Raw genomic sequence first — 22,730 nt, 5'->3', positions numbered from 1 at the left:
TTCTCGGAAGCTCCCGTCTACAGCCCGTCAGGGCTTAGCGGGAGAGGATGTCACTCAAGCGAGCAACTGTAAGTGGGGAGGGGGAGTTTTCAGCCAGTCTTGGCAGCTCAGCAGCCCCTCGCGAAAGCGGGTGGCCGCCTGCGATTGATAGCGCTCCGGGTTAAACGCCAGCCAAAGGGTGCGCCGTATCTGCAGCCCTTCCACCGCCAGCTTTTTCAGCCGCCCTTGCTCCAAGTCGGAGCCCACCGCCACCATCGACAAAAAAGCCACCCCCAAGCCAGCCTGGACGGCATTCTTGATTGCCTCAATCGAGCTGAGTTCCAGCCGTACATTTAGCTGGCCCGGGTTGATGCCGTGGCGATTCAGCACCCGGTCGATGGTCTGCCGCGTGGAAGACTGGGGATCCAGGGTAATGAAGGGCAAAGTCAACAGATCCACAAGGGCGGGAGCATCGAGGGCACAGCTGGGGGCGCCGACCAACACGTATTCGTCTTCCGCCAGAGCAATCACCTTCAAATGCCGCTGTAAGTCAAAGGGGATCTCCCCGCCGACAATGGCCAGATCCAGCCGACCCTCCACCAGCTTCTGGGCAATTCGCCGTGTGGATTGCACCAAGAGCTGCACCGAAATCTGGGGATAGCTGCGGTGATACTGCGCGATCAAAGAGGGCATGACGTAGGTGCCCACCGTTTGGCTGGCCCCCAAAACCAAGTGCCCCCCTCCCATCTCTTGCAAATTGGCCAGAGCTTGAACCGCTTCCCGGCAGAGCTTGAGGATGCGCTCGCTGTAGTGCAGCAACACCTGCCCCGCATCCGTCAGCTCCACCTTGCGCCCGCCGCGGTCAAACAACACCACTCCCAACTGTCGCTCCAGGTTCTGCACCTGCAAGCTGACCGCTGGCTGGGAGACAAACAGGCTCTCCGCAGCCCGCCGAAAACTCCCCTGCTGCGCAATCGCCTGAACGATGAGGAGCTGATCCAGGGTAAACGGCAGTTCATCCGCCATAGGGAACTCCAAATCACCCAGCGGGATCCCTTCCAACCCAGCGAACTCGGCAGCCCAGGATCGAAAGCCCGCCTGAGATCATCATATATAAGCAGGCTAAATACTAAGAAAATACAAAAGGTGAGCAATCTCGAGAGAACGGCTCGCTCCCGCCTTTTGGACGGGATCTGGGGTGGAGCGCCTCTCCCGAAGAGCCGTTGAAACTGTTTGTTGAAGTTGAGAGCCATCCCCAAGGGCCAGGCGGCTCTGGACCTGTCTTTGGCTTCCCTCTAGCGAGGGCCATAGGGCGTCCAATAGCCGCGCCCCTGTTGCCTTGCCGCATTGGCTGCCTCTTTGAGAATGACGCCGTACTTGAGGCCATTGGTTTGCGGCGACAGTAGGCCATGCCCCAAAAACAGCATTTCCTGGTTGATGAGGGTATTGGCCCGCCAAACGTAGGCAGGCAGGGTGGGGGTGGGGGCCAGAGCGGGATCCAACTCCAAGAAAACCTCGCGCCCCAGCAAAGCCGTCTGCAGGTATTGACCAGCATTGGAGATGGGCAGAGGGGTTTGCCCGCGCAGCTTCGTCCACGTAGGATTGAGCTCTGCCGGCAGAGGAGCAATCCCGATCAGTTGCACCAGCCGCAAATTCAAGTCCCCTTCGAGCTGGACAACCAGGGTGTTGTAATCGACCACCCGAATGACTTGTGCCCGTTTGAGGCTGCGTAGATCCGGACGGGCCACCAAGGTCAAGGCCCAAGCGGGCCATGCCGAGACCAGCAAGGGCAAGGCCAGCAGGCTGCTCAGCTTAATTAAACTCCGTCCCTGGGATATCAACAGAGACTTGGGACGGTGAGAGATGGGAACAGACCGCAGCGATTTCTGCATCATGGACTTCACCCGTTGCATGGCGGACTTGACGACAGGGATGGTTTGCATGCTTAACCTTTGAATTTGACGCTGCCTTTACACCGCCACCCGGCGGGCCCAATGCCGGAGCCGGCTCACTGCCGTCACTCTACAAAAAACTTGGGCAGATGGGTCAGTTCTGCAAGCTGTCTCTCGATTTCAACTTGCGGATGCGCCACCCCCTGACAACCTATAGAGTCATTTCAAAAATGAAACGGCTCGTTACGTTATTTCCTAGCTCCCCTCTCCCTCTGGGAGAGGGGACGGGGGTGAGGTTGTCCAAAGAATCTCTCAAACGCGGGGATCCAGGATGGCCGCAGGGCTCTTCTCCAGAGTCTTGGGCAGGAGGGAGTTGACCAATACGGTAACCAAGCCCAGCCGATTGCCCGCCAGGATATCCGTCCACAGGCGATCGCCCACGATGGCCACCGCCTCCACCGGCAGGTTCATTTGCGCCACAGCCCGCCGCAGAGCGCGCCGCGAGGGTTTGCCGGCGCCGTGAATGGAAGGCAGGTTCAAGCTCTCGCCGATTTGGCGAATGCGGTTGCGGTTGAGGTTGTTGCTCACCAGCCAAATCTGAAAGTGGGGGCGCAATTGCTCCAGCCAGGCGGCCACAGCCGGATCCACCTCAGCCTGGCGGATCGGCACCAGCGTGTCGTCCACGTCGAAGATGACGCCCCTCACCTGCCAGGCCAACAGATCTTCTGCCCGCAGCCGCAAGACAGTGCCGGCCACCACCACATCCGGTTGCAGGAGCTTGAACCAAGGTTTGCGTACCATCGAGAACCTTTTCAGCCACCAACTGCCAATGCTCCTGACCTTCTCATTGCGAAGTGGGCGGGGATCCCTGCCGCTCGCGGAGGATTTGCCGTTGAGCTGCCTCGTGCTCGGCTAGGGTCTTGCTGAAAACATGGGTGCCGTCGTAGCGGGCCACAAAGTAGAGGTAATCGGTCTCCTCAGGCTCCAAAACGGCTTTGAGGCTGGCCAAGCCCGGACTGGCGATGGGGCCAGGGGGCAAGCCGGGGGTGAGGTAGGTGTTGTAGGGGGAGGGGGTACGCACCTCGGCAAGGGTGAGGCGGCGATCTGGCGTCTGCTGGATGTTCAGGGCATATTCCACCGTCGGATCGGCTCCCAAGGGCATTCCCTTTTTGAGCCGGTTCAAAAAGACGCCCGCGATTAAGGCACGCTCCTCCGGCACGGCGGCCTCCCGCTCCACAATGCTGGCCAAGGTAACCCACTCATGCAAGGAGAGGGAAGTAGTGTGCTGGCGAAACAGGGGTAGGGCCACGGCGGCAAACCGCTGCAGCATGGCGTTGATGACAATCTCGGCTTTTTGCTGATCCGGCAGGGATCCCTCCACCTGTTCGACAGGAAAAAGATAGGTGTCGGGGAAGAGGTAGCCTTCCAGGGAGTTCAAGCTGGGGGGCAGCCAATCGAGGGGAGGGATCACGCGGGCCGTGGCGATGAAAACATCGGCTGCCAACCAGTTGCGCTCCGCCAAGGCCGCCGCCATCTGCTCGATCCGCCAGCCCTCCGGGATGGTCAGCCGCCGCTGCAGAATCCGGCCCTGCCGCAGTTGTCGGGCTACGGATAGCATGTCTTGGTTGGGATCCAAAGCGTAGGTACCTGCCTGAAACAGCCAGTCGCGTCCAAAGGTGCGGCTCCACAGCTCCCAGGCCAAGGCAGAGCGGATCACCCCCGCTTGGTGCAGTTGTTTCCCGATTAAACGGCTGCTGCTGCCCGGCTGGATCACCACCTGGATTGGCTCTGGGCCACCCAGCGGCTGAAGCCAGGTCTGCCAGCGCCAGTAGCCAAATCCAACGGCCAAGGCCACCAGGAAAGCTAAGCCTTGCACTAGACGGCGACCCCAGCGTTGGCGGCAGCGGGGCGGAGCACTTTGGGCGATCAGGCCTTCGGGCGAGGCGGGATCGCGGTGATCGGTCATCGCCTTCCCCTCCACATCGCGACAGCACATCCTCTGGCCAGGTTAGCGTGGCCAGAAGAGATCTTCAGGCCGTCACCGGTCAGTTAGGGCCACCCCCAGTGTAGCCTCGGCCTATCCCACTTAGGATCCGCTCTCCTGGGCCAGGCGGGCAGGGATCCCATTGCTCTTGGGAGTTGTTTGTCCAATCCAAGTGCCGATGGGCTCCCCTTGCACCACCCGGTAGATGTTGCCGGGAGTGGTCAAGTCGAAAACCACGATGGGTAGTTGATTTTCTTTGCAGAGGGCGATGGCAGTGCTGTCCATCACCCGCAGATCGCGGGTAAGCACATCCTGGTAGCTGAGGACATCGTAGCGGCGGGCCTGAGGATGGGTCTTGGGATCCGCGTCATAAACCCCGTCCACCTTGGTGGCTTTGAAGATCACCTCGGCATCGATCTCCGCCGCCCGCAAGGCCGCAGTCGTGTCGGTGGTGAAGAAGGGATTTCCAGAGCCTGCCCCAAAGATCACCACCCGCCCTTTTTCCAGGTGACGAATGGCGCGGCGACGAATGTAAGGCTCTGCCACCTCCTGCATGGCAATGGCCGTCTGCACCCGCGTCGGGATCCCGGCCCGCTCGATGGCATCTTGCAAGGTTAAGGCGTTGATGACGGTGGCCAACATCCCCACGTAGTCAGCAGAAGCTTGATCCATCCCCTGGGCAGCCGCTTCCTTGCGCCCGCGCCAGATATTGCCCCCTCCCACCACGATCGCCACCTGCACGCCCGCCCGCACCACCGAGGCTACTTCACTGGCAATGGACTGCAAGACCTCGGGGTCAATCCCGTAGGGACGTTCCCCCATCAGGGCTTCACCGCTCAGCTTCAGCAGAATACGTCGGTACTTCATGGCTATCCGCTCCAGCCCACCCCTGCCTACAATAGCAGCTTTGCTGGGCTAGCTCCGGTCAGGGTGTTGGTCAACAGAGCCTCTCGACGAACTTGCCATCACGGCTGCTGTTCTTCGCCAGCGCTGGCCTCCTGATCCCGAGGAACAGAACGGAAGCGGCGGCTATTGCGAGCACGACTTTTCTGAAACTGCTTGGCATACTCGCGGTTGCGCTCGGCTTTTTCCCGCTTCAGGTTGCGTTTTTTGGCCATGCTGGTCTTCCTGACCGGTTGTCCGGCATAAAGTGAGGCACTCAGGTGGAGTGCGAGGCGTCCTTAATCGTAACATGCTTTGCCGGAGCCATCCTGAAGGCCTCTGCTCAGCCAGCTATGGGCAGGGATCCCCAGAGCAGAGATAGGCCGATCAGGAGGAACCCCACGCCTGCCGAGGTTTTGATCCAGCGGGGGGGGATGACTCGCGCTACCCAAGCCCCCGCCCATACCCCAATGAAGCTGGTGCTGATTAGGGCAGCAGCAGCTCCGCAGAAGATCACCCCAAGATTTTGCGAGTGGGCGCTGAGGAGCAGGGTGGCCAACTGGGTTTTATCGCCCATTTCGGCCAGCAAAATTGAGCCGAAGCTGACCAGAGCAGCTCGCGCCGCTGTCTGTTTCAAGAAAGAGAACATCTGACTGCTGTGCTGGCTCAACACGTTTCTCTGTAGCCACGTTGCTCTTACACAAGAGGATAGCTTGGTAGCCCCGTACTTGAGTACGCGGCGGAAAAGCCCTTGAGCCACTTTAGTTGCTTCTTTGTTATAGTTAGTACAGAGCTTCTCCAGGAAAACAACCTACTGCGGTGCAAAACCCGCGCGGCAATAACTAACCTGGAGGAACTTAAGTCCGAAGTAAGCAGAACTTTGAGGTTATGCCTCAAAGGACTGTCTAGGGGCGTCTTGACAGCGCCTTCGCGAGTCCATTTTGGGCTGCGTAAGAATCCCCTGGGTGGGAGTGTCAAAGCCACCCTTCCCCTTCACGGGAGATGTGTAAACTACCGGGCTCCGACCGCTCCCCAACCCCCCGTATACGGGGGGAGGTAGGGGGGCTGGTTTACAGCAGCCCCCAATAATGCAATCACGTTGGCACCGTTAAAATCTGCATCCCCTTTCCAGCCACAGACCGAGTTCACACAACGAAAATGCTTCCCTTCCCGTTGCCCAATCCACAGGCACGGGTGGCAGGTCTGCGAGCTGTAGGCAGGCGGCACCACCCCAACCTGGATCCCGGCCCGCAGCGCCTTGTACTGCACAAACTGCTTCAGTTGATAGAACGCCCAACTATTCGACCGCCGCCGCTCTATCTTAACTGCGCGGCTGTCGGTTGGTGCGCTCCCTAATGCCACTCAGGTCTTCCAGGGCAATAAAACTGTGGGTGGCCTGCGCCCTCGACACAATCGCTTTGGAGATGCAGGGATTGACCCAGGTTTGCAAGCGTCTCTCCTGACCAGACAGCCGTTGCAAGAGTTGGCGGCATCTGCGCCGACTAGATCTTGTGCCCTGACTGGCTTTGCGTTGAAGTGACGCCCGCAGCCGGGAGGAGTGGTCTCTGACCTGGTTCAACGGCTGTCCATTCCAGTTGTCCTCCTCTGAGGTATGGGCAATATCTCTCCTCCCCAAGTCCACCCCCATCGCCTTGGGGGTGTCTGGCTCGACGCCAATCTGGATGTAGTGAGAACCCTCTTTGCGTTTGACCAACGTGGCCGATTTGGGATTGGTGCCGGCCAGCATCCCTCGTTGATAGTTGCCAATGGCCAACTCAAAGCGTTCCCGACCCTCTACGGTGGTCAGCGACACCGTCCAGTCGTTCTCGCGGAAGGAAAAGATGCGGGCATCGTAGGTCACGAAGCCTGCCTTGAAGGCCTTGACCGGACAGTTCTGTTGCCGGGCAACCTTACGCGACCCTGCCACCCGTCTGCATACCTGTTGTGCCAGGATAGCCCAAAGCAGGTACGAATCTCGCGCTAGCAGAGAGATTGGAGCTTGACGGCGTTGACTATCTTCTCTGGTGTGTTCTCATTCACCCAGTTCAAGGCCTGCACAAAGGCGTCCAGAGTAGCATCCAGCTTGGCGGCTTGCGACTCCGATACCTAAGGACTCCGTCCCGCTAGCGCGAACAGTTTGATAGTCAAGACTTGGGGCATGCTGTAACTATACATCAACAGACCGCATTCCTCCCGTCACTGACCGGCCCGGCCCCCGGCCCCCCAGTCCCCCCGTATACGGGGGGATACAGGGGGGCTGGGCGGGGGGATATAGGGGGGTACAGGGGAGCTCCCGCGGTTTCTAGCTGACCCGCATACCCCGAAACGAAACAGAGCGAGGGATCTGTCTAGATTACTGCCCCTCGCCCTCCTCTACTTGTCTAAACTACACGGGCGCTCCAAGACCGGTATAGGAGCCATAGAAGAAAAGCCCAACCACCGTGACCACACCCAAACCGACAACCACAGCCACTATCCACAGAGGGATCCTTGCCTGACTAGTCATAGCAACTGGCCTCCAGAAGAAAAAGATAGGTCTAAAAAGTTGCACCCGTAGTCTGCAAAGAGAACCAAGGGCTGGCTAAGGTAAGCCTACATTGATCCCTGCAGCTTTTTCTCAACTTAAGACCAGAGACAAGTGAAGTCTCAGTTGAGAAAGTAGCTGGAAAACAACAGCCCCACCACAAACACCAGCAGCAAGCCCAAGTATAGGGAGGTGCGGTTTAGCTCTACCGGCTGGGTGTTGGGATTCTTCTCAGGTTGATCAGCCATGGGGTTCACCGTTGAATAAACTGCATTGCGGCAATAGCTCCCAAAAAGAAAACGGTTGGAATCGCCAAAGTATGCACCGCCAACCAACGGACAGTAAAAACGGGGTAGAAAACAGGCTCGTCAGGTTTGTTAACAGATTTGGTCGCCATAGTCCAGATCCTGCATCTTGGAACGCAAAATAGATTTACAAATCGCAACAACTAAAGAGTTGCCAGCCTGGCCCTGCTCTTTCCTAGCGAGTTAACTTTTCCAGTTGCTCAAGAGCGTTGAAGCGGTCGCTGACAATCGGTAACTCCTGCCGCTCTGCGGTGAAATACTCATTGGGGCGCGGGGTGCCAAAGATATCATAAGCCAAGCCGGTGCTGACAAAAAGCCAACCCGCCAAAAACAAAGCGGGAATGGTCAGGGCATGAATAACCCAGTAGCGGACGCTGGTAATAATATCGACAAAAGGTCGCTCTCCAGTGTTGCCAGCCATGAAACTCCTCCCTGCACTAGGGGCAAAAGGGCTCTTTGAGTCTATAACACAATGATAAGGAGTTGCATGCACAGCTACAAGTTACAAGACAATTGCTCAAGCTGTTTGCCGCCAAGCGAGGCCCCATCCTTGCATAGGTAAGATCTCCTAACAGCCTCTGAGTTCAACTCTAGGGCAGCGTGAGCCGGAACGCCTGGGGTAGGGGATCCCACTGCCAAAGGGCGCAATCGCGACTGACATCGAGGGCTTGAGGACACGGCGGAACTTTGAGATAAGCTGGCTCTGAGGGGATGTCAACGGAACAGGAGTAACAGCTATGCGGTGCTCGTGGCCCCTAGCCTTGGGCCTATGTTGGACGCTAGGCTGGTCAAGCCTCAGCTTGCCGGCCTGGTCGCAAGGGGTCGAGCAGCAAGCCTCGCTGGCCTGGGCCGATGCCTACGTGGCAGCGCTGGAGCGCCAGACGGACCTGGTGCTCACCCAGGAGCCGCTGTCGGCGACCTTGACTCGTCTGGAATTGGCCCAGTGGCTAACGGAGTTTTTCGGCTACGTCCCCAACCCCAACCAGGTACAAGAGATTCGGGATCTCGAGCCCAATACCCCCGACTATTGGACGGCCCAAGCGGTGCTGCAGGCGGGAGCGATGCGCCTGTACGAGGGCAACGAGTTTCGCCCGCAAGGAGATCTCACCCACCTGGAAGCCCTGGCTATTTTGGTGCGGGCCCTGCAATTGCCTGCTCCCAACCAGGACGATATTGAGCGCTGGATGGCTCTGTACACCGATGCTGCCGAGGTGCCGGAGGTGGGGCGGGCTTTTGTGGCGATGGCAGGGGAAGCAGGGCTATTGGTGAATGTGCCGGATCCGGCCCGGCTGCGGCCCAATCGGGTGCTCAGCCGAGCCGAGGGGGCGGTGCTGTTGCACCAGGCGCTGGTGTATCGCGGTCAGCTTCCGCCTTTGCCAGCTCCGGTGGCGCAGTTGCGTCCCTCTCCTGCTCCGGTGGCCAAGACTGTCCAACCCGAAATCTTGCAAACGCGGATTACCCCTGAGTCGGGAGTGGTGCCGCCAGGGGGAACTCTGACTGTTGAGGCCCAGGCCACTCCCAACGGCAGGGCCACCGTGGATATCGGCAGCTTGGTGCAGGGCTTGCCCATGCAGGAGGTGCAGCCCGGCTATTACCGCGCCGTTTACACCCTTGGCCCTCAGGACAGCGCCCTCAGTCCCGATATTCGTATCCAACTGAGCCTCAACGGACGGGAGACCCGCGTTCAGCGGCGGCTCCCTCAACTGGCCCTGGGCAATGTCGCTCCCCCGCCGGTGGAATCGGTGTTTCCGCCCCCATCCCCTCTGCCACAACCGGCCACCCCTGAGCCTGCTCCTCTGGCTCCAGTCGGCAACCGCTATCCGCGTATTGAGGCGATTCGCTTGGATCCCCAGCGCGACCTGGTGGAAGGGGATATTCTCACCATTGCCATCTGGGGGGACTCGGGGGGGATCGCCCAGTTTGATTTGGGGAATTTGGCCCTGAACCAGCCGATGCGGGAGGTGCGACCCCACCACTACGAGGGCACCTACGTGGTGGCCCCCACCCACCAAGCCAGCAACCCCGTTTTGCGAATTGTGCTCACTAAGGATGGCCTCAGCCAGGAACACCGGGAGATCTTCCCTTTTGCAATCGATGGATCTAAGGGAACCCGCTCCACCATCCAGCCGGTCTCCGCACCTGTCGCTGCTGGGCTGCCCCGGATTTTCAATGTCACCACCAACAGCACCAACCTGCGCATGGGCGAGATCCTCAAAGTTACGATGCGAGGGGATCCGGGGGGGCGGGCAGCTTTTCGCATCGTCGGGGTGACGCCGGAGGTGGAGATGCGGGAGGTGGCGCCCGGCCTCTACGAAACCCAGCAGCAACTGCCCTTCAACATGCAGCCGGTCAACAACGGCCTCGTTGAGGTGATCCTGGAGCGGGGCGGCCAAAGAGCCACCCAAACCAGCCCCTCGCCCATTACCATCGCTCCCTGAGCAAAACTTGCCGTGCAGCCTCGCGAGAACTTTATCCCGCTGGTGCAAACGGTAGCTAAAGGAATACGATCCGCTTGCCCAGCTATTGGCGTTCACCGGCAGCTTGGTAGTTACAGCCATCTCAAATGGCAATGAAACGTTTCTCTGCGTCGTTATTGCTACGCAACGCTGTCGCGGACGCGCCGGCCGTGCGGAGCACTATCCCCAACTCCCCTCTCCCTTTGGGAGAGGGGCCGGGGGTGAGGGTAGAGGGGGTCGGCGGCAAAGTGTCTTCGTCTTGTTTGAAACGACTATACGCCCCTTGGCTAGACGGCTGCCTCAAAGGGATCCGCGCTGCGCTGGATCTGGGTGGATAATTTGGGAATCACCTGCAGCTTGAACTGTTGCTCGAAGACCTTTTTCTTCTCGTTCAAGCTCCACAGCTCCAGGGCACAGTCGTCGTTGGGGTGCCTGGGATCCAAAATCAGCTCCATGCAGCGGGGGCCTTCTCCCAGAAGCTGAAAACGGCAGTGGAGAGCTTGGATGGCCTGCAGGCGGCGGCGATCCAGAGCACAGGCTATGCGCAGCAGGGGGCTGAGCTCGAGGACAACTTGGCGATCCCGCTCGTTGCTGAGGCGTTGAAAGTTCTCGTGCTTCTTCTTGGGGGGCGACTTGCGGTGGTAGCGGGCCAGGTTGGCGATCACCTCTATCTCTTCCTCGTTGAAGCCCAACAGCTCCCCGTGGCGGATCAGGTAGTAGGAGTGCTTGTGGTGGGCGGCATGGCTGATGAAGTGGCCGCAGTTGTGCAGCATGGCGGCCGCCCAGAGAAGAGCTCGCTCGCGGGAGCCCCAGGAGTGCAGGATGCCGCGGGTCTGATCGAAAAGACTGAGGGCAAACTCCGCTACCCGCTCGGCATAGGGGAGCTCCACCTGGTATTTTTCCGCCAGCTTGAGGATGCTGCGCCGCCGCACCGAGCTGTGGTAGCGCAGCCGATCTTCAATGAGCCCCTGGCCGATCATCCAATCCACGATCAGCCCTTCCCGCAGGGCCCGTTCGCAAAACTGGATCCGCTCCACCCCCAGCAGGGTCATCACCTCCTCCAAGATGACGGCCCCAGCCAGGATGATCTCCCCGCGTCTTTCCCCAAAGCCGGGCAGTTTTTGCCGTTCGGCCACGGTGAGGGAGCGCAGCTCTTTGACATAGGCCCGCAGGGCTTCCAGGCTGAACTCATACCCCTGCAGGCGAGTGGGGGCAGCGCCCAGCCGACGGCGGGCATCCAACTGGGCCAAGCACTCGATGGTGCCGGAGGTGCCCACCAAGGTCAGGGATCCCGGCTGTTGGGAGGCTTCGACGATGCGCCGCATCTGCTCAATGGGAGCTTCCAGCATGCCGCGGACATGTTGCCGCAGCGCCTGCAGCTCGGCGGAGGTGGGCGGATCGTGGTGCAAAAAAGCTTGGGTCAGGCGCACCGCCCCCACCTTGATGCTGCGTAGAAACTCCGGCTCTTGGCCGTTGCCCAGAATCAGCTCGGTCGAGCCGCCGCCGATATCCACCACCGCGTGCAGCCGATTGTGGAACTCCATGGCCGAGAGCACCCCCAGGTAGATGCGGCGGGCCTCCTCCTGGCCGGAGATCAGCTCGATGCGCAGGCCCAGCTCCTGCTCGATCCGCTTCAAGAACTCCGGCCCATTGGGGGCCTCGCGCACAGCGCTGGTGGCCACGGCAACGATATCCTGCACCTGAAAGCTCTCGGCAATGCGGCAAAACCGCTCCAGAGCCGTCCGGGCCCGTTCCATGGCAGCAGGGGTAAGGGCGCCCGTCTGGCTGCAGAATTCCCCCAGCCGGACGGTGGCTTTTTCGCGGGAGATGATGGTGAAGCTGGGGATATTGGGGTTAATGCGCACCACCACCATGTGCAGGGAGTTGCTGCCCACATCGATGGCGGCTATGACCGGAGCAACTCCAGACTCAGAAAGGGGGGCCGGTTTCGGTTCAGAGGCGGCGGCAGAGCGTTCGGCAAGGTTGGCGAGCGAAGAGACCATGAATGAATTCAGAGGTTGCGACACTTTGCGACACTTCTAGAATACTGTGTGCTTTCCCCCCTTTTTCTTGGCCGAGCTGTGGGTTTAAAGGCGACGGTCTTTCTTAAACAGAGAGTTGTCCCCGTTGGGGATCCCGGCTGTTCTGGCCTCAGACTAAGATAAAAGCACTGCAGAGTCATTTTTGTCGCCAAGCGGGTTCCGATGTCTCAACCAGCCGCATCCCCTCAACAGGCCAACAGCCCCCTCAAGCTGCTGCGTACCCACGAATCTCCCAAGCTGGAGCGCATCCGCCACACCACCTCTCACGTCCTGGCGATGGCGGTGCAAAGGCTGTTTCCCAAGGCCCAGGTAACCATCGGCCCGACGACCGACTATGGCTTTTACTACGACTTTGACCATCCCGAGCCCTTCACGCCGGAAGATCTGGAGCGCATCAAAAAAGAAATGCAGGCGATCATCAAGAAAGGCTTGCCGGTGATCCGCGAGGAGGTGAGCCGGGAGGAGGCCAGGCGCCGCATCGAGGCCCTCGGCGAACCTTACAAGCTGGAGATTTTAGATAGCATTCCCGAAGGCGAGCCGATCACCATCTACCATCTGGGGGATGAGTGGTGGGATCTCTGTGCCGGCCCCCACGTGGAAAACACGAAGGAGATCAACCCCAAAGCTTTTGACCTGCTCAGCGTGGCCGGCGCCTATTGGCGGGGGGACGAGACCAAGCCGCAGCTCCAGCGCATCTACGGCACCGCCTGGGAGACGCCGGAGGAGCTCAAGGAATACAAGCGGCGGCTGGAAGAGGCCAAGCGGCGGGATCACCGTAAGCTGGGCAAGGAGCTGGGCCTATTTATATTTGCCGATGAAGTGGGGCCGGGCCTGCCCCTTTGGACCCCCAAAGGAACTACTCTGCGCTGGGTGCTAGAGGATTTTCTCAAGCAGGAGCAGCTCAAGCGGGGCTATCTGCCGGTGGTGACGCCCCACATTGCCCGCGTGGATCTGTTCAAGATCTCCGGCCACTGGCAGAAGTACCGGGAAGACATGTTTCCCATGATGGCCGAGAGCGAGGAGGCGCGCGCCGCTGAACAGGGCTTTGTCATGAAGCCGATGAACTGTCCTTTTCACATCCAAATCTATAAATCAGAGCTGAGATCCTACCGCGATTTGCCGCTGCGCTATGCCGAGTTCGGCACCGTCTATCGCTACGAACAATCGGGGGAACTGGGGGGCCTGACCCGCGTTCGCGGCTTTACGGTGGACGACGCCCATCTCTTTGTCCGGCCCGATCAGTTGGAGGAGGAGTTTCTCAAGGTTGTGGATCTGATTCTGGTAGTCTTCGACAAGCTCAAACTCAAGAATTTCCGTGCCCGCCTCAGCTTTCGCGATCCCAAGTCTGACAAGTATCTGGGATCGCCGGAAGAATGGGACATGGCTGAAAATGCCATTCGCCGTGCTGTGGAGAAGTTGTCGATGCCCTATTTTGAAGGGATCGGGGAGGCAGCTTTCTACGGGCCGAAGCTGGACTTTATCTTCCGCGACGCGCTGGATCGGGAGTGGCAGTTGGGCACGGTGCAAGTAGACTACCAAAACCCGCAGCGCTTTGATTTGTACTACGTAGCCGAGGACGGATCCCGGCAGCGGCCGGTAATGATCCACCGCGCTCCCTTTGGCTCGCTGGAGCGGCTCATCGGGATCCTCATTGAAGAGTATGCGGGGGATTTTCCCTTTTGGCTTGCGCCGGAACAGGTGCGCATCTTGCCCGTTTCCGACCAATACCTGGGCTATGCCACCCAGGTGCGGGATCAGCTGCGGGAACAGGGGATCCGCGTCCACATCGATGCCGACAGCGAGCGCCTGCCCAAAAAGATCCGCAATGCCGAGAAGGCCAAGGTTCCCTTCATGCTGATTGTGGGGGAAAAAGAGCAGGCAACTGGCACAGTGAGCGTGCGGCAGCGCCACGGCCAAGACCTGGGATCCCTGACGGTGGCGGAGTTCCTGGCCCAGGCACGAGCGCTGGACTAGAGATCCGGCTTCTTGTTTGGAATCTGGCTGGGATCCCTGGTGCCGGCAAATTGCTGCTGTTGGCGGCTTTGAGAACAGGTCTCTGCTGAGGCAAGCGAAGAACGGCGTTGAGAAAAGAGGTTCAAAATCTTTCAGGGAACCCAGCCGCCCGCTCTTGGGCCAGGGCTGCCCGCCGTTGCTCCAACTCTTGCGGAGAGATGCGCCCGTAGGTGACGCTCAGCTCCGCCAGCCGCTGGGCCAGCTCCGGCCGCAGCATCTCCTCGCGGTAGCGCCAGGCCCAGTTGTTCTCGGCCCTGCCGGGGAAGTTCATGCGCGCCTCTGCCCCCAGGCCCATCACATCTTGCAGGGGAATGATGGCCAGGTCGGCCACGGAAGCCAGGGCCAGGCGAATCAGATCCCAGTGGATGCCGTCGGATCCCTGGCAGCCCAGGTAGCGCAACAGGTTTTGCTTTTCCCACTCCGGGCGTTCTGGGTCATGAAACCAGCCCACCACGGTGTTGTTGTCGTGGGTGCCGGTGTAGACGACGAAGTTGCGCTCGTAGCTGTGAGGCAGATAGGGGTTATCGGGCCCCGAGCCAAAGGCAAAGAGCAGCACCTTCATGCCGGGCAGGCCAAATTGATCCCGCAGTTGCAACACCTCCGGCGTAATGTCTCCCAGATCTTCGGCGATCACCGGGATTTTCCCCAGCTTGTCGGCCAGCGCCTGAAAGAAGTCGGCCCCCGGCCCTTTTTGCCACTCGCCTTCTACCGCTGTTTCCGCAGCGCCGGGGATGGCCCAGTAGCTCTCGAAGCCGCGGAAGTGGTCGATGCGGACGCAATCCACCTGCTTGAGAATGGCCTGGATGCGCCGGATCCACCAGTCGTAGCCGCGGGCCTTGAGCACCTCCCAGTTGTAGAGGGGGTTGCCCCAGCGCTGCCCGGTGGGGCTGAAATAGTCGGGGGGCACGCCGGCTACCTGCAAGGGCCGTCCTTGTTCATCCAGGTGAAACAGCTCCCGGTTGGCCCACACATCGGCGCTGTTGGGGGCGACATAGATGGGTATGTCCCCGATGAGCTGCACTTGATGCCGGTGGGCGTACTCTCTTAGGGATCCCCACTGTTGGGCAAATAGATACTGCCAAAACATCTGCCGGGTGATGGCATCGGCATGGCGGTCACGGGCCTCTTGCAAAGCCAGGGGATCCCGTTGTGCCAAGGCTGGATTCCATTGGGTCCATTCCTGGTCGCCATACACCTCTTTGAGGGCCATGAACAGGGCGTAGTCCGGCAGCCAATCGGCCTCGGCAGCACAGTAGGCTTGAAAGGCTTCCCAGTCGGCGGCGGTGGCCTTGTCTTTGAAGGTGGCCCAGGCGCGGCGCAACAAGCCCAGCTTGAAGGGGATCACGGTTTCGTAGTCCACCCGCTCAGCATTCCCCGCCTGGATGGCTGGCCATTGGGGCAGATCCTGCCAGCCGTTGGGTTCCAGCCAGCCGGCTTTCACCAGCAGCTCCGGGCTAATCAGCAGTGGGTTGCCGGCAATGGCAGAAAAGCTCATGTAGGGGGAGTTGCCCCAGCCGGTGGGGCCAAGGGGCAGCACCTGCCAGAGGCGCTGGCCGCTTTCCACCAGAAAATCCACAAACCGGTAGGCAGCCGGCCCCAGATCGCCGATGCCAAATGGCCCCGGTAGCGAGGTGGGGTGCAAGAGGATGCCACTGAGTCTGCCCATGCGCATGGCTAAACCCTTTTCGCCCTATTTCACCGCCTATCCTGTCACTTCTACAGCCCAATGACAGCTACCAATCGACAAAACCAAGACCAAAGGTCAAAAGCGCCAACGGCCTTTTTGGCTTGGCCAGCTCTTGCAGCGGAGGAGAGATGGGGAGCCTCTCAAGAGCAGGCTTGGGAACCCCCCTCACCTCCCAAAACCGGCCAGCCCACCAAGCCCTGGCGGAGACTCTGATGGCAGGCACGCACCTCTTCAAGGGTAAACAGGCGGCGAAAGGGGATCCCCATTTCGCGGTAACGGGCCTCTGCCCCTTCCAGTCGATCCACCAAAGCCAGGATCCCTTCTGCCCGATAGCCCGCTGCCCGCACCCGCTCGACAGCCTTGAGAGCCGAGCCGCCGGTGGTCACCACATCCTCCAAGATCCAAACCCGGCTGCCCGCCGGCAACTCCGGCCCCTCGATCCAGGCCTGGGTGCCATGTCCCTTAGGCTCTTTGCGGACAATCAGGGCCGCCAGGTTGGCCGGCTCAGCCTGCAGAGAGGCCAAACTCACCGCTGTGACCAAGGGATCCGCCCCCAAGGTCATGCCGGCAACTGCCTCGGTCTCAGGGGGCAGTAGCCGATGCAGCAGGGATCCCACCAGGTAGGCTCCCTGGGGGTGGAGGGTAACCGGCTTGCAGTTGATGTAGTAAGTGCTTTGCTGCCCAGACGTGAGGGTAAAGGATCCCTCGCGGTAGGCCAGTTGGGCCAGCAAATACAGCAATTTCTCCCGCGCCTCAGCCGAGGAAAGACTTAAGGGAGAACAGTCTAGGAGCAACACAGCAGGGATCCCCATCAGCTCAACCGTCAACCCATAGATGCGGCAATCTGGAGGAACTTCAGTCCGAAGTAAGCAGAACTTTGAGGTTATGCCTCAAAGGACTGTCTAGGGGCGTCTTGACAGCGCCTTTACGAGTCCATTTTGGGCTGCGTAAGAATCCCCTGGGTGGGAGTGTCAATAGGACAAGCGATGGTGCGGCTCTGCCACCACCGCGGCCTCCGACTCCTCCGACAAGTGGGCAATCAGCCGATCCACCAGCCGCGACAGGGTTGCCCGTTCTTCTAAGCTGAGACAGCCGTAGGTCTGCTCCCGCAACTCCCAAATGAGAGGGGGCAAAATTTCTTTCAACTTCTCTCCGGCAGGGGTGAGGTAAACCCGCCAGATCCGCCGATCCTTGGGATCCCGCTGCCGCCGGATCAGCTCCCGTTTCTCCATGCCGTCCAAGACACCGGTCATGGTACCCCCCAACTGCTGCAGGCGCTCGCAGATAGTGGAGGTGGGGATCCCGTCTTCTTCCCAGAGGCAGCAAAGCACCACCCAGTGGGAAGCGGTCAGGCCGAAGGGCTCCAGGTAGGCCTGAAATTTCCGCCGCACCAATTGCGACAACAGCCGAAGGCGATAGCCCAGGGAATAAGGGGCCAGAATCTCGCGCCATCGCTCCAGGAAGGCTTGTTTCTCCAACTGAGCCATCGCTGAGGGTTCCCCATGGGTGGCTGAGAATGCTTAGAGCTTAAATTCTTCCATTCTAACCTTCTATAAAGAGCGGCCAAAAGCAGCTCATCATCCGTTACAAAAGCGTTACAGGCTTTACAACAAAAGTTACAGTGGAGGGTTGGGCGAGGGGCGAATCTCCCGCCAATTAGCATCAGCTAGGAACCAAATTAAGCTTGGCGTGACAGGGATCCCGCTCTTCTGTGTGAAGGAAGAAAATGCCGATTTGCCCATCTGGGGTCGCCTCGGCAAAAGAGGGGCAGTGGGCAAGGGGAAAATTTGCCAGAGCCATTGAGATGGCACTAGAGTAGCTTCAAGTTTTGCCAGCTCGTTCTCTTTGCCAATGTCTTTTGGGAGGTCAGCATGTTGTCTATCCTACAGGGGTTGAGCTCCCAGCGCCGTTTCCTCTGGGCAGGGATCCCGTTGGTTTGTTCTCTGGCCCTGGGGGCCTGCTGGAACAACCGCAGCAGTGCCGAAACCCCCTCTCAGGGTGTCCAGGCTGAGGTTACAGCAGCGGCGCAAAACCCCTTCCCCCCCATCCCCACCCCGCCGCCGCCGCTGCCTTCCCCCAGTGGCACGCCCGGCCTTCCCCCCTGGTGGCCCCGTGGGCAATCGTCGCAGTGGCAGGATTCCCCCTACGCCGTGGCCTTGTCCGGTTTTTTGCAGGGATTGGCGGCCCAAGGGGGAGCGCTCTCTCAACAGGGGATCCTGCTTTGGACAGCCGAAGGCGAGCTCTTGGCGGAGCACCTGCTGGATCGGCCTTTGCCGGTGGGGGCTTTGGATCAATTGGCCCTCAGCCTGATGGCGCTGGAAAAGTGGGGCTATGAGTATCGCTTCCAAACTCGCTTCTACACCACCAGCCACCGCTCCGGCCAGCGCTTGACGGGAGACTTGGTCGTGGTGGGCGGCGGGGATCCCTATTTCCGGGAGGCCAATGTGGCCGAGCTGGCCCGCCACCTGCACAACCTCGGCATTCGCCAGATCGACGGCGAGGTGAAGGTGGTGCCCCCCTTCCGCTTGCTGGGTCAGCCTGACTCTCTGGCCAGCGCCCGCCGGCTTGCCGAGCTCCTCCGAGATCCCCAGGGGCCCTATCCTGTGACCCTCGGCGGCTCCGGGTCAACGTTAAGGGAGCTGCCGGAGGAGATCCATTGCCTGGCCGGCTACACCTCGCTGCGCCTGGGATCCCTGCTACAAATCCTCAACGGCGGCAACGATCGGGCCATGGCAGAAGCCCTGTTGGCGGAGCTGGCAGGCAGAACAGCCCTGCTGGAGTACCTGCAGCAGCGGTTGGTAGCTCAGCCGGTTGCCCATCTGGATCCCAAACTGGCCCCTGCCCAGTTGGAAATTCGCCTTGGCCCAGGCGGGCAAGAGCTGTACCTCTCCCCCCGCGCCCTGGCCCATCTGTGGGAACATCTGCTTGAGGCCACAGACGGGGATCCCAGGCGTGTCCTGCCAGTGGCCGGGGTCGGCCACAGCCCTTTGCAGCTCCGCGCTCTGCCCCCGGGCACGATCGCCCAGGTGGGCTCTGCCGCCAACCGACTGATGATGGTGGGGCAGCTTCCGGATGGCACCCGTTTCGTCTTACTCAACCACGGCCCGGATCTGGGCGTCTTGCGCCAGCACCAGGATCAGTTCCTGCAGCAGGTGCTGGCCGTTGGGGAGCCTCTCCGCCGCTGAAGAATAGAGCCCTCTCCCTTCTCTTTTCTTCGAGGCCCTCTTGGTCGGGGAGCCACGGTGCAAACGGCTCCCCAACATCTAGTTGGCCGATCCCTGACTTTCCCCTCTCCCTTGTGGGAGAGGGGCTGGGGGTGAGGGCAGCTTTTACGATTGGAAGAAGGCGGGAATTAAAGAGGAGGGCAAAGCTGCCTAGGGCTGGCCAAGCCAAGGATCGGTCTCGCCTCGCAACTGGCAGGATCTCCTGCTGCATCACCATCTCAAGCAGCTCATCCACCTGATCCAGCAGGCGCTGCCCCTGAGACCTAAGGCAAACAAGAAAGCCCGCAGGGTCTCCTCTAGGGATGGGGGCGGATCAGCCCGTAGCCGCCGTGCTTGCGGACATAGATGACGTTGATCTCGCCGTTTTCGATGTTGCGGAACACGTAAAAATCATGATCCACCAGCTCCAACTGGTGCAGCGCCTCCTGAACTGTCATGGGAGGCATGGCGAAATACTTGGTGCGCACCACCTCAGGGGGCAGCTCTGCTTGCCGTTCTGTATTCAGAGGATCGGTGAGGGGCTGCTGGGCCACTGCCACCGAGGTTTTGGGAGAATGGCGGATGCGGTGAACGCCGTTGCGTTCTTTATATTTGCGCAGCTTGCGGGCCAGCTTGTCGGCAACGCGGTCAATGCTGGCGTAGAGGTTCTCGCTGCTTTCCTCCGCCCGGATGACGGTGCCGTTGGCGTAGACGGTAACTTCGGCAGATTGGTTGGCACTGATGCGGGGGTTACGGGCTACCGATAGATTGACATCCACTTCACTGGTGATCTGGGCAAAATGTTTGACAGCCCGCTCGATTTTTTCTTGAACGTAGCTGCGGATGGCGTCGGTAATCTCGACGTTTTTCCCTTGGATCACAAGCTTAGTCATGGGTACTCTCCCGGTTGTGTCAGTTTACACCTAAAGTTAGCGCCTCACCCTCGCAAAGGATCCCTAGGAAACAGCCCCCACCTCAGGCATGATCGCGGCCTGGCAACTTGCAGAAAGGGCTACGCCAGAAGATGAAGATCGGCTTTGGCATCGGCACTAACCTCTTGGGTTAAGTCTAAGTTAACATCTCCCCCAGGGATCTGGTTCAGGGGTTAAGAATAAATTTAGGCCGTCTTCATTTTTAAGGGATTGGGAGCCAGCACCACTTCTCAGGCAAGGAGAGGTTCCCTGAATTCGGAACTCCAAATTCAAGTGGAGAAGGTCTCCAGACTGCTCGAAAAGGGCAAACTTAGTGGCAGAACTTACACAGATAGGTTCTGCCGAAAATGCTTTTACTAAACTTAAATTCAACAGAGAGAATCAGCACTTGCTGAATCGACCTCTGCTCTCAGGGCGAGCATCTCCTTATTGTTTATTGCTATCTTTTCTCTTTTCTCCTTACAGAACTTGTGGCCATTATACAACCTGGTGAGCCAGGGTGCTTTTTCCAGCTCAGACAGAGACTGAAAGGGAGAATGAAGAGATGTTGACTGAAGTTAAGCTTTTTATAAGATAGGGATCCCGTAGAAATATCGTTACCAAGAGCAGGTCTGAAAAGCCGTTTTTGGCCTCTGTGGCCGACCTGCTAGCCGGAAGGCCGGTTTGCTTAGAAGAAGTGGGGTGGACCCGGTGGTCAGAGAGATCTCTTGGAAAGCGAAGGAGCTTTTGGACAAAGCAGAAGCAGCTTTGCAGGATCAGTTTCAGGCGATAGATAGGGTCCTTAGGGAGAACCTGGCGCGGGTGCTGCAGGCCTTCCGCGACCAGCAGGTGGGATCCCATCACTTTGCCGGCGTATCGGGCTATGGTCACGACGACCGGGGACGAGAGGTTTTGGATCGGGTGTTTGCCCAGATCATGGGCTGTGAGGCGGCGCTGGTGCGGCTGCAAATGGTGTCTGGCACCCATGCCATTGCCTGTGCCCTGTTTGGCGTGCTGCGGCCGGGGGATGAGCTGTTGGCCATCACCGGCCCCCCCTACGACACTCTGGAGGAGGTGATCGGCCTGCGGGGATCGGGGCGGGGATCCCTGCGGGAGTTCGGCGTTACCTATCGTCAGTTGGATCTGCGGGAAGGAGATGTCGATTGGCAGGCCCTGAAAACGGCCCTCAAACCGCAAACCCGCCTGGTTCACATCCAGCGCTCCTGTGGCTATGACTGGCGTCCCAGCTTTTCCATCGCCCAGATTGCCGAGATGATCCAGATCGTCAAGGCACAAAACCCGGAGGTGGTGGTCTTGGTCGATAACTGCTATGGCGAGTTTGTGGAAACCCAAGAGCCCACCCACGTGGGCGCAGATTTGATTGCTGGATCCCTAATCAAAAATCCAGGCGGCACCCTGGCCCCGGCGGGGGGCTATGTGGCGGGGCGGGCCGAGCTGGTGGAGCAGGCTGCCTGCCGGCTGACAGCGCCAGGGATCGGCTCGGAAGGGGGAGCAACTTTCGATCTCAATCGCCTGCTGTTCCAGGGGCTGTTTTTGGCTCCACAGATGGTGGCCGAAGCGGTCAAGATCGCCCATCTGGCCGCCCAGGTGTTCCACGATCTGGGCTATCCTGTTTCCCCGTCACCCCAGGTGTCCCGCACCGACATCATCCAGGCCATTCAACTGGGATCCCCGCAGAAGTTGCAGGCCTTTTGCCGCGCTATCCAAAGCAGCTCGCCAGTGGATTCCTACCTCACCCCGATCCCAGAAGTGATGCCCGGCTATGCCGACCCGGTGGTGATGGCGGCGGGCACTTTTGTTGCCGGCAGCAGCGCCGAGCTCTCCGCCGATGGGCCAATGCGCGAGCCCTACATCGTCTACTTACAGGGGGGGACCCATCTCAGCCACGGGCGGTTGGCCCTAGAGGCCGTCTTGCAAGCTTGGGATGCTCTGTAAATTGCCGTCCCTGGCCGGGCTCCGCCCAAGGAGTAGAATTGAGTCTGTGGTCTCCATTCCCTCTAGACGGATCCTCGTCGATTGGATGTCGAGCTTATGTTCTAGTTCTGGGTTTTTCCTCGGTTGGGGATCCCGTTTGGCCCTTGCTTGGGTGGCTTTGGGGTTGGCCAGCGGCTGTCGGCTGTTGAACCCCGTGGGAGAGGGGAGCACACAAGTGGGAGCCGCCTTGACTCCCTCTCCCCTGTGGAGAGGCAGCCAAACCCTGACAGGAACTCTTGAAGGGGGGGACGAGGTCAGCCCCCAGTACGGCAGCTACTGGGATGGGATCCCTGTGGCCGCCGAGGCGGGCCAGATCCTGATCGCCGCCCTGGAGAGCGAAGACTTTGACCCTTACCTGGAGCTGGTGGACGGCCAAGGGCGGGTAATCGGCTTTGACGACGACTCCGGCCCAGATGTTAATGCCCTCTTGGCGGTGCGGCTGCTGCAGGAAGGCACCTACACCTTGCGGGCCACAAGCTTCAAGCCGGCATCCACTGGCACCTACCGGCTGACCTACCGGCTGGCCCAGGTCGATTGGCAGCAAACGGTGTCGGGCCGTCTGCAGAAGGGATCCGCCCAACACCCTGAAGACGGCAGTTGGATGGAAGAACACCCCATCGCTGCCCGGGCCGGCCAGATCCTACTCGCTTCGATGGCCAGCTCTGATTTCGATGCCTTTTTGCAACTGTTGGACCCGGAGGGAGAGGTGATGGCTTGGGATGACGACCAAGGCGGCGGCAGCGATGCCCTGATAATTGCCTTTTTGCCTCGCAGCGGCACCTACACCCTCCGGGCCAACACCCACAAACCAGGAGAAGAAGGAGCCTATGGGTTGCAGTACGCCCTGCACTAGCGTC

Annotated in this window: 21 protein-coding genes and 1 pseudogene; 5 read left to right on the top strand and 17 right to left on the bottom strand. The window is 59.9% G+C overall.

Annotation, left to right across the window (positions count from 1 at the left end):
* Window positions 1-54 precede the first annotated feature (54 nt).
* The 12 genes and pseudogenes from NW855_RS00170 to psbE form a co-directional block, all read right to left on the bottom strand.
* Window positions 55-1,005, bottom strand: coding sequence for a LysR substrate-binding domain-containing protein (locus NW855_RS00170; RefSeq protein WP_011431213.1), 951 nt, complete (start codon window positions 1,003-1,005; stop codon window positions 55-57).
* 269 nt (window positions 1,006-1,274) lie between these two features.
* Window positions 1,275-1,922 (bottom strand): thermonuclease family protein, encoded by a 648-nt coding sequence (locus NW855_RS00165; protein WP_011431214.1) that lies wholly within the window; start codon window positions 1,920-1,922, stop codon window positions 1,275-1,277.
* Between the two features lie 261 nt (window positions 1,923-2,183).
* Entirely contained in the window at window positions 2,184-2,672 is a 489-nt protein-coding gene (locus NW855_RS00160; RefSeq protein WP_011431215.1) for a YqeG family HAD IIIA-type phosphatase, read from the bottom strand.
* A gap of 43 nt (window positions 2,673-2,715) precedes the next feature.
* A complete protein-coding gene (mltG, locus tag NW855_RS00155) occupies window positions 2,716-3,837 on the bottom strand; it encodes an endolytic transglycosylase MltG (RefSeq protein ID WP_011431216.1) in 1,122 nt (373 codons plus the stop codon).
* Between the two features lie 120 nt (window positions 3,838-3,957).
* A complete protein-coding gene (pyrH, locus tag NW855_RS00150) occupies window positions 3,958-4,722 on the bottom strand; it encodes a UMP kinase (protein WP_011431217.1) in 765 nt (254 codons plus the stop codon).
* 98 nt (window positions 4,723-4,820) lie between these two features.
* Window positions 4,821-4,973, bottom strand: coding sequence for a hypothetical protein (locus tag NW855_RS00145; protein ID WP_011431218.1), 153 nt, complete (start codon window positions 4,971-4,973; stop codon window positions 4,821-4,823).
* A gap of 107 nt (window positions 4,974-5,080) precedes the next feature.
* The gene (locus NW855_RS00140) at window positions 5,081-5,386 is read right to left on the bottom strand and encodes a TMEM165/GDT1 family protein (RefSeq protein ID WP_099812838.1); all 306 of its coding nucleotides are present in this window, start codon (window positions 5,384-5,386) and stop codon (window positions 5,081-5,083) included.
* 362 nt (window positions 5,387-5,748) lie between these two features.
* Window positions 5,749-6,819: pseudogene (locus NW855_RS00135) on the bottom strand (RNA-guided endonuclease InsQ/TnpB family protein).
* Window positions 6,820-7,123: 304 nt separating this feature from the next.
* A complete protein-coding gene (locus NW855_RS00130) occupies window positions 7,124-7,243 on the bottom strand; it encodes a photosystem II reaction center protein J (RefSeq protein WP_011431222.1) in 120 nt (39 codons plus the stop codon).
* Window positions 7,244-7,383: 140 nt separating this feature from the next.
* Complete coding sequence (locus NW855_RS00125) at window positions 7,384-7,509, bottom strand: photosystem II reaction center protein L (protein WP_011431223.1); 126 nt, start codon at window positions 7,507-7,509, stop codon at window positions 7,384-7,386.
* Window positions 7,510-7,514: 5 nt separating this feature from the next.
* A complete protein-coding gene (gene psbF / locus NW855_RS00120) occupies window positions 7,515-7,658 on the bottom strand; it encodes a cytochrome b559 subunit beta (protein ID WP_011431224.1) in 144 nt (47 codons plus the stop codon).
* An 83-nt stretch (window positions 7,659-7,741) separates the two neighbouring features.
* On the bottom strand, window positions 7,742-7,987 hold the full coding sequence (psbE, locus tag NW855_RS00115) for a cytochrome b559 subunit alpha (RefSeq protein WP_011431225.1): 246 nt from the start codon (window positions 7,985-7,987) through the stop codon (window positions 7,742-7,744).
* 316 nt (window positions 7,988-8,303) lie between these two features.
* Here psbE and NW855_RS00110 point away from each other — a divergent pair, with 316 nt between their 5' ends.
* Window positions 8,304-10,004, top strand: a complete 1,701-nt coding sequence (locus NW855_RS00110) for an S-layer homology domain-containing protein (protein WP_099812837.1) — start codon at window positions 8,304-8,306, stop codon at window positions 10,002-10,004.
* A gap of 305 nt (window positions 10,005-10,309) precedes the next feature.
* Here the strand turns inward: NW855_RS00110 and NW855_RS00105 are convergent, their stop codons facing one another.
* Entirely contained in the window at window positions 10,310-12,025 is a 1,716-nt protein-coding gene (locus tag NW855_RS00105; RefSeq protein ID WP_240531066.1) for a Ppx/GppA phosphatase family protein, read from the bottom strand.
* Window positions 12,026-12,226: 201 nt separating this feature from the next.
* Between NW855_RS00105 and thrS the strand changes: the two genes are divergently transcribed.
* On the top strand, window positions 12,227-14,038 hold the full coding sequence (gene thrS, locus NW855_RS00100) for a threonine--tRNA ligase (protein WP_414402487.1): 1,812 nt from the start codon (window positions 12,227-12,229) through the stop codon (window positions 14,036-14,038).
* 121 nt (window positions 14,039-14,159) lie between these two features.
* Here thrS and malQ read toward each other — a convergent pair whose 3' ends face one another.
* From malQ to NW855_RS00085, 3 genes are all read right to left on the bottom strand, one after another.
* Window positions 14,160-15,749 carry a 4-alpha-glucanotransferase gene (malQ, locus tag NW855_RS00095; RefSeq protein WP_414402486.1) on the bottom strand — a complete coding sequence of 530 codons (1,590 nt, stop codon included), beginning with the start codon at window positions 15,747-15,749 and terminating at the stop codon, window positions 14,160-14,162.
* Between the two features lie 155 nt (window positions 15,750-15,904).
* Window positions 15,905-16,576, bottom strand: coding sequence for an orotate phosphoribosyltransferase (pyrE, locus tag NW855_RS00090; protein WP_099813326.1), 672 nt, complete (start codon window positions 16,574-16,576; stop codon window positions 15,905-15,907).
* 159 nt (window positions 16,577-16,735) lie between these two features.
* Window positions 16,736-17,251 (bottom strand): MarR family winged helix-turn-helix transcriptional regulator, encoded by a 516-nt coding sequence (locus NW855_RS00085; RefSeq protein WP_099812831.1) that lies wholly within the window; start codon window positions 17,249-17,251, stop codon window positions 16,736-16,738.
* Window positions 17,252-17,635: 384 nt separating this feature from the next.
* Here NW855_RS00085 and NW855_RS00080 point away from each other — a divergent pair, with 384 nt between their 5' ends.
* Window positions 17,636-18,949, top strand: coding sequence for a D-alanyl-D-alanine carboxypeptidase (locus NW855_RS00080; RefSeq protein ID WP_011431238.1), 1,314 nt, complete (start codon window positions 17,636-17,638; stop codon window positions 18,947-18,949).
* Between the two features lie 335 nt (window positions 18,950-19,284).
* Here NW855_RS00080 and hpf read toward each other — a convergent pair whose 3' ends face one another.
* On the bottom strand, window positions 19,285-19,860 hold the full coding sequence (gene hpf / locus NW855_RS00075) for a ribosome hibernation-promoting factor, HPF/YfiA family (protein ID WP_011431240.1): 576 nt from the start codon (window positions 19,858-19,860) through the stop codon (window positions 19,285-19,287).
* A gap of 729 nt (window positions 19,861-20,589) precedes the next feature.
* On the opposite strand from hpf, the gene NW855_RS00070 reads away from it, so the two are divergent.
* On the top strand, window positions 20,590-21,834 hold the full coding sequence (locus NW855_RS00070; RefSeq protein ID WP_011431241.1) for an aminotransferase class I/II-fold pyridoxal phosphate-dependent enzyme: 1,245 nt from the start codon (window positions 20,590-20,592) through the stop codon (window positions 21,832-21,834).
* 136 nt (window positions 21,835-21,970) lie between these two features.
* Window positions 21,971-22,726, top strand: coding sequence for a hypothetical protein (locus tag NW855_RS00065; RefSeq protein WP_099812830.1), 756 nt, complete (start codon window positions 21,971-21,973; stop codon window positions 22,724-22,726).
* Window positions 22,727-22,730: the final 4 nt, after the last annotated feature.

This window comes from Synechococcus sp. RC10B2 (genome assembly GCF_047502635.1).
This window is presented reverse-complemented; position numbering and strand designations above follow the sequence as displayed.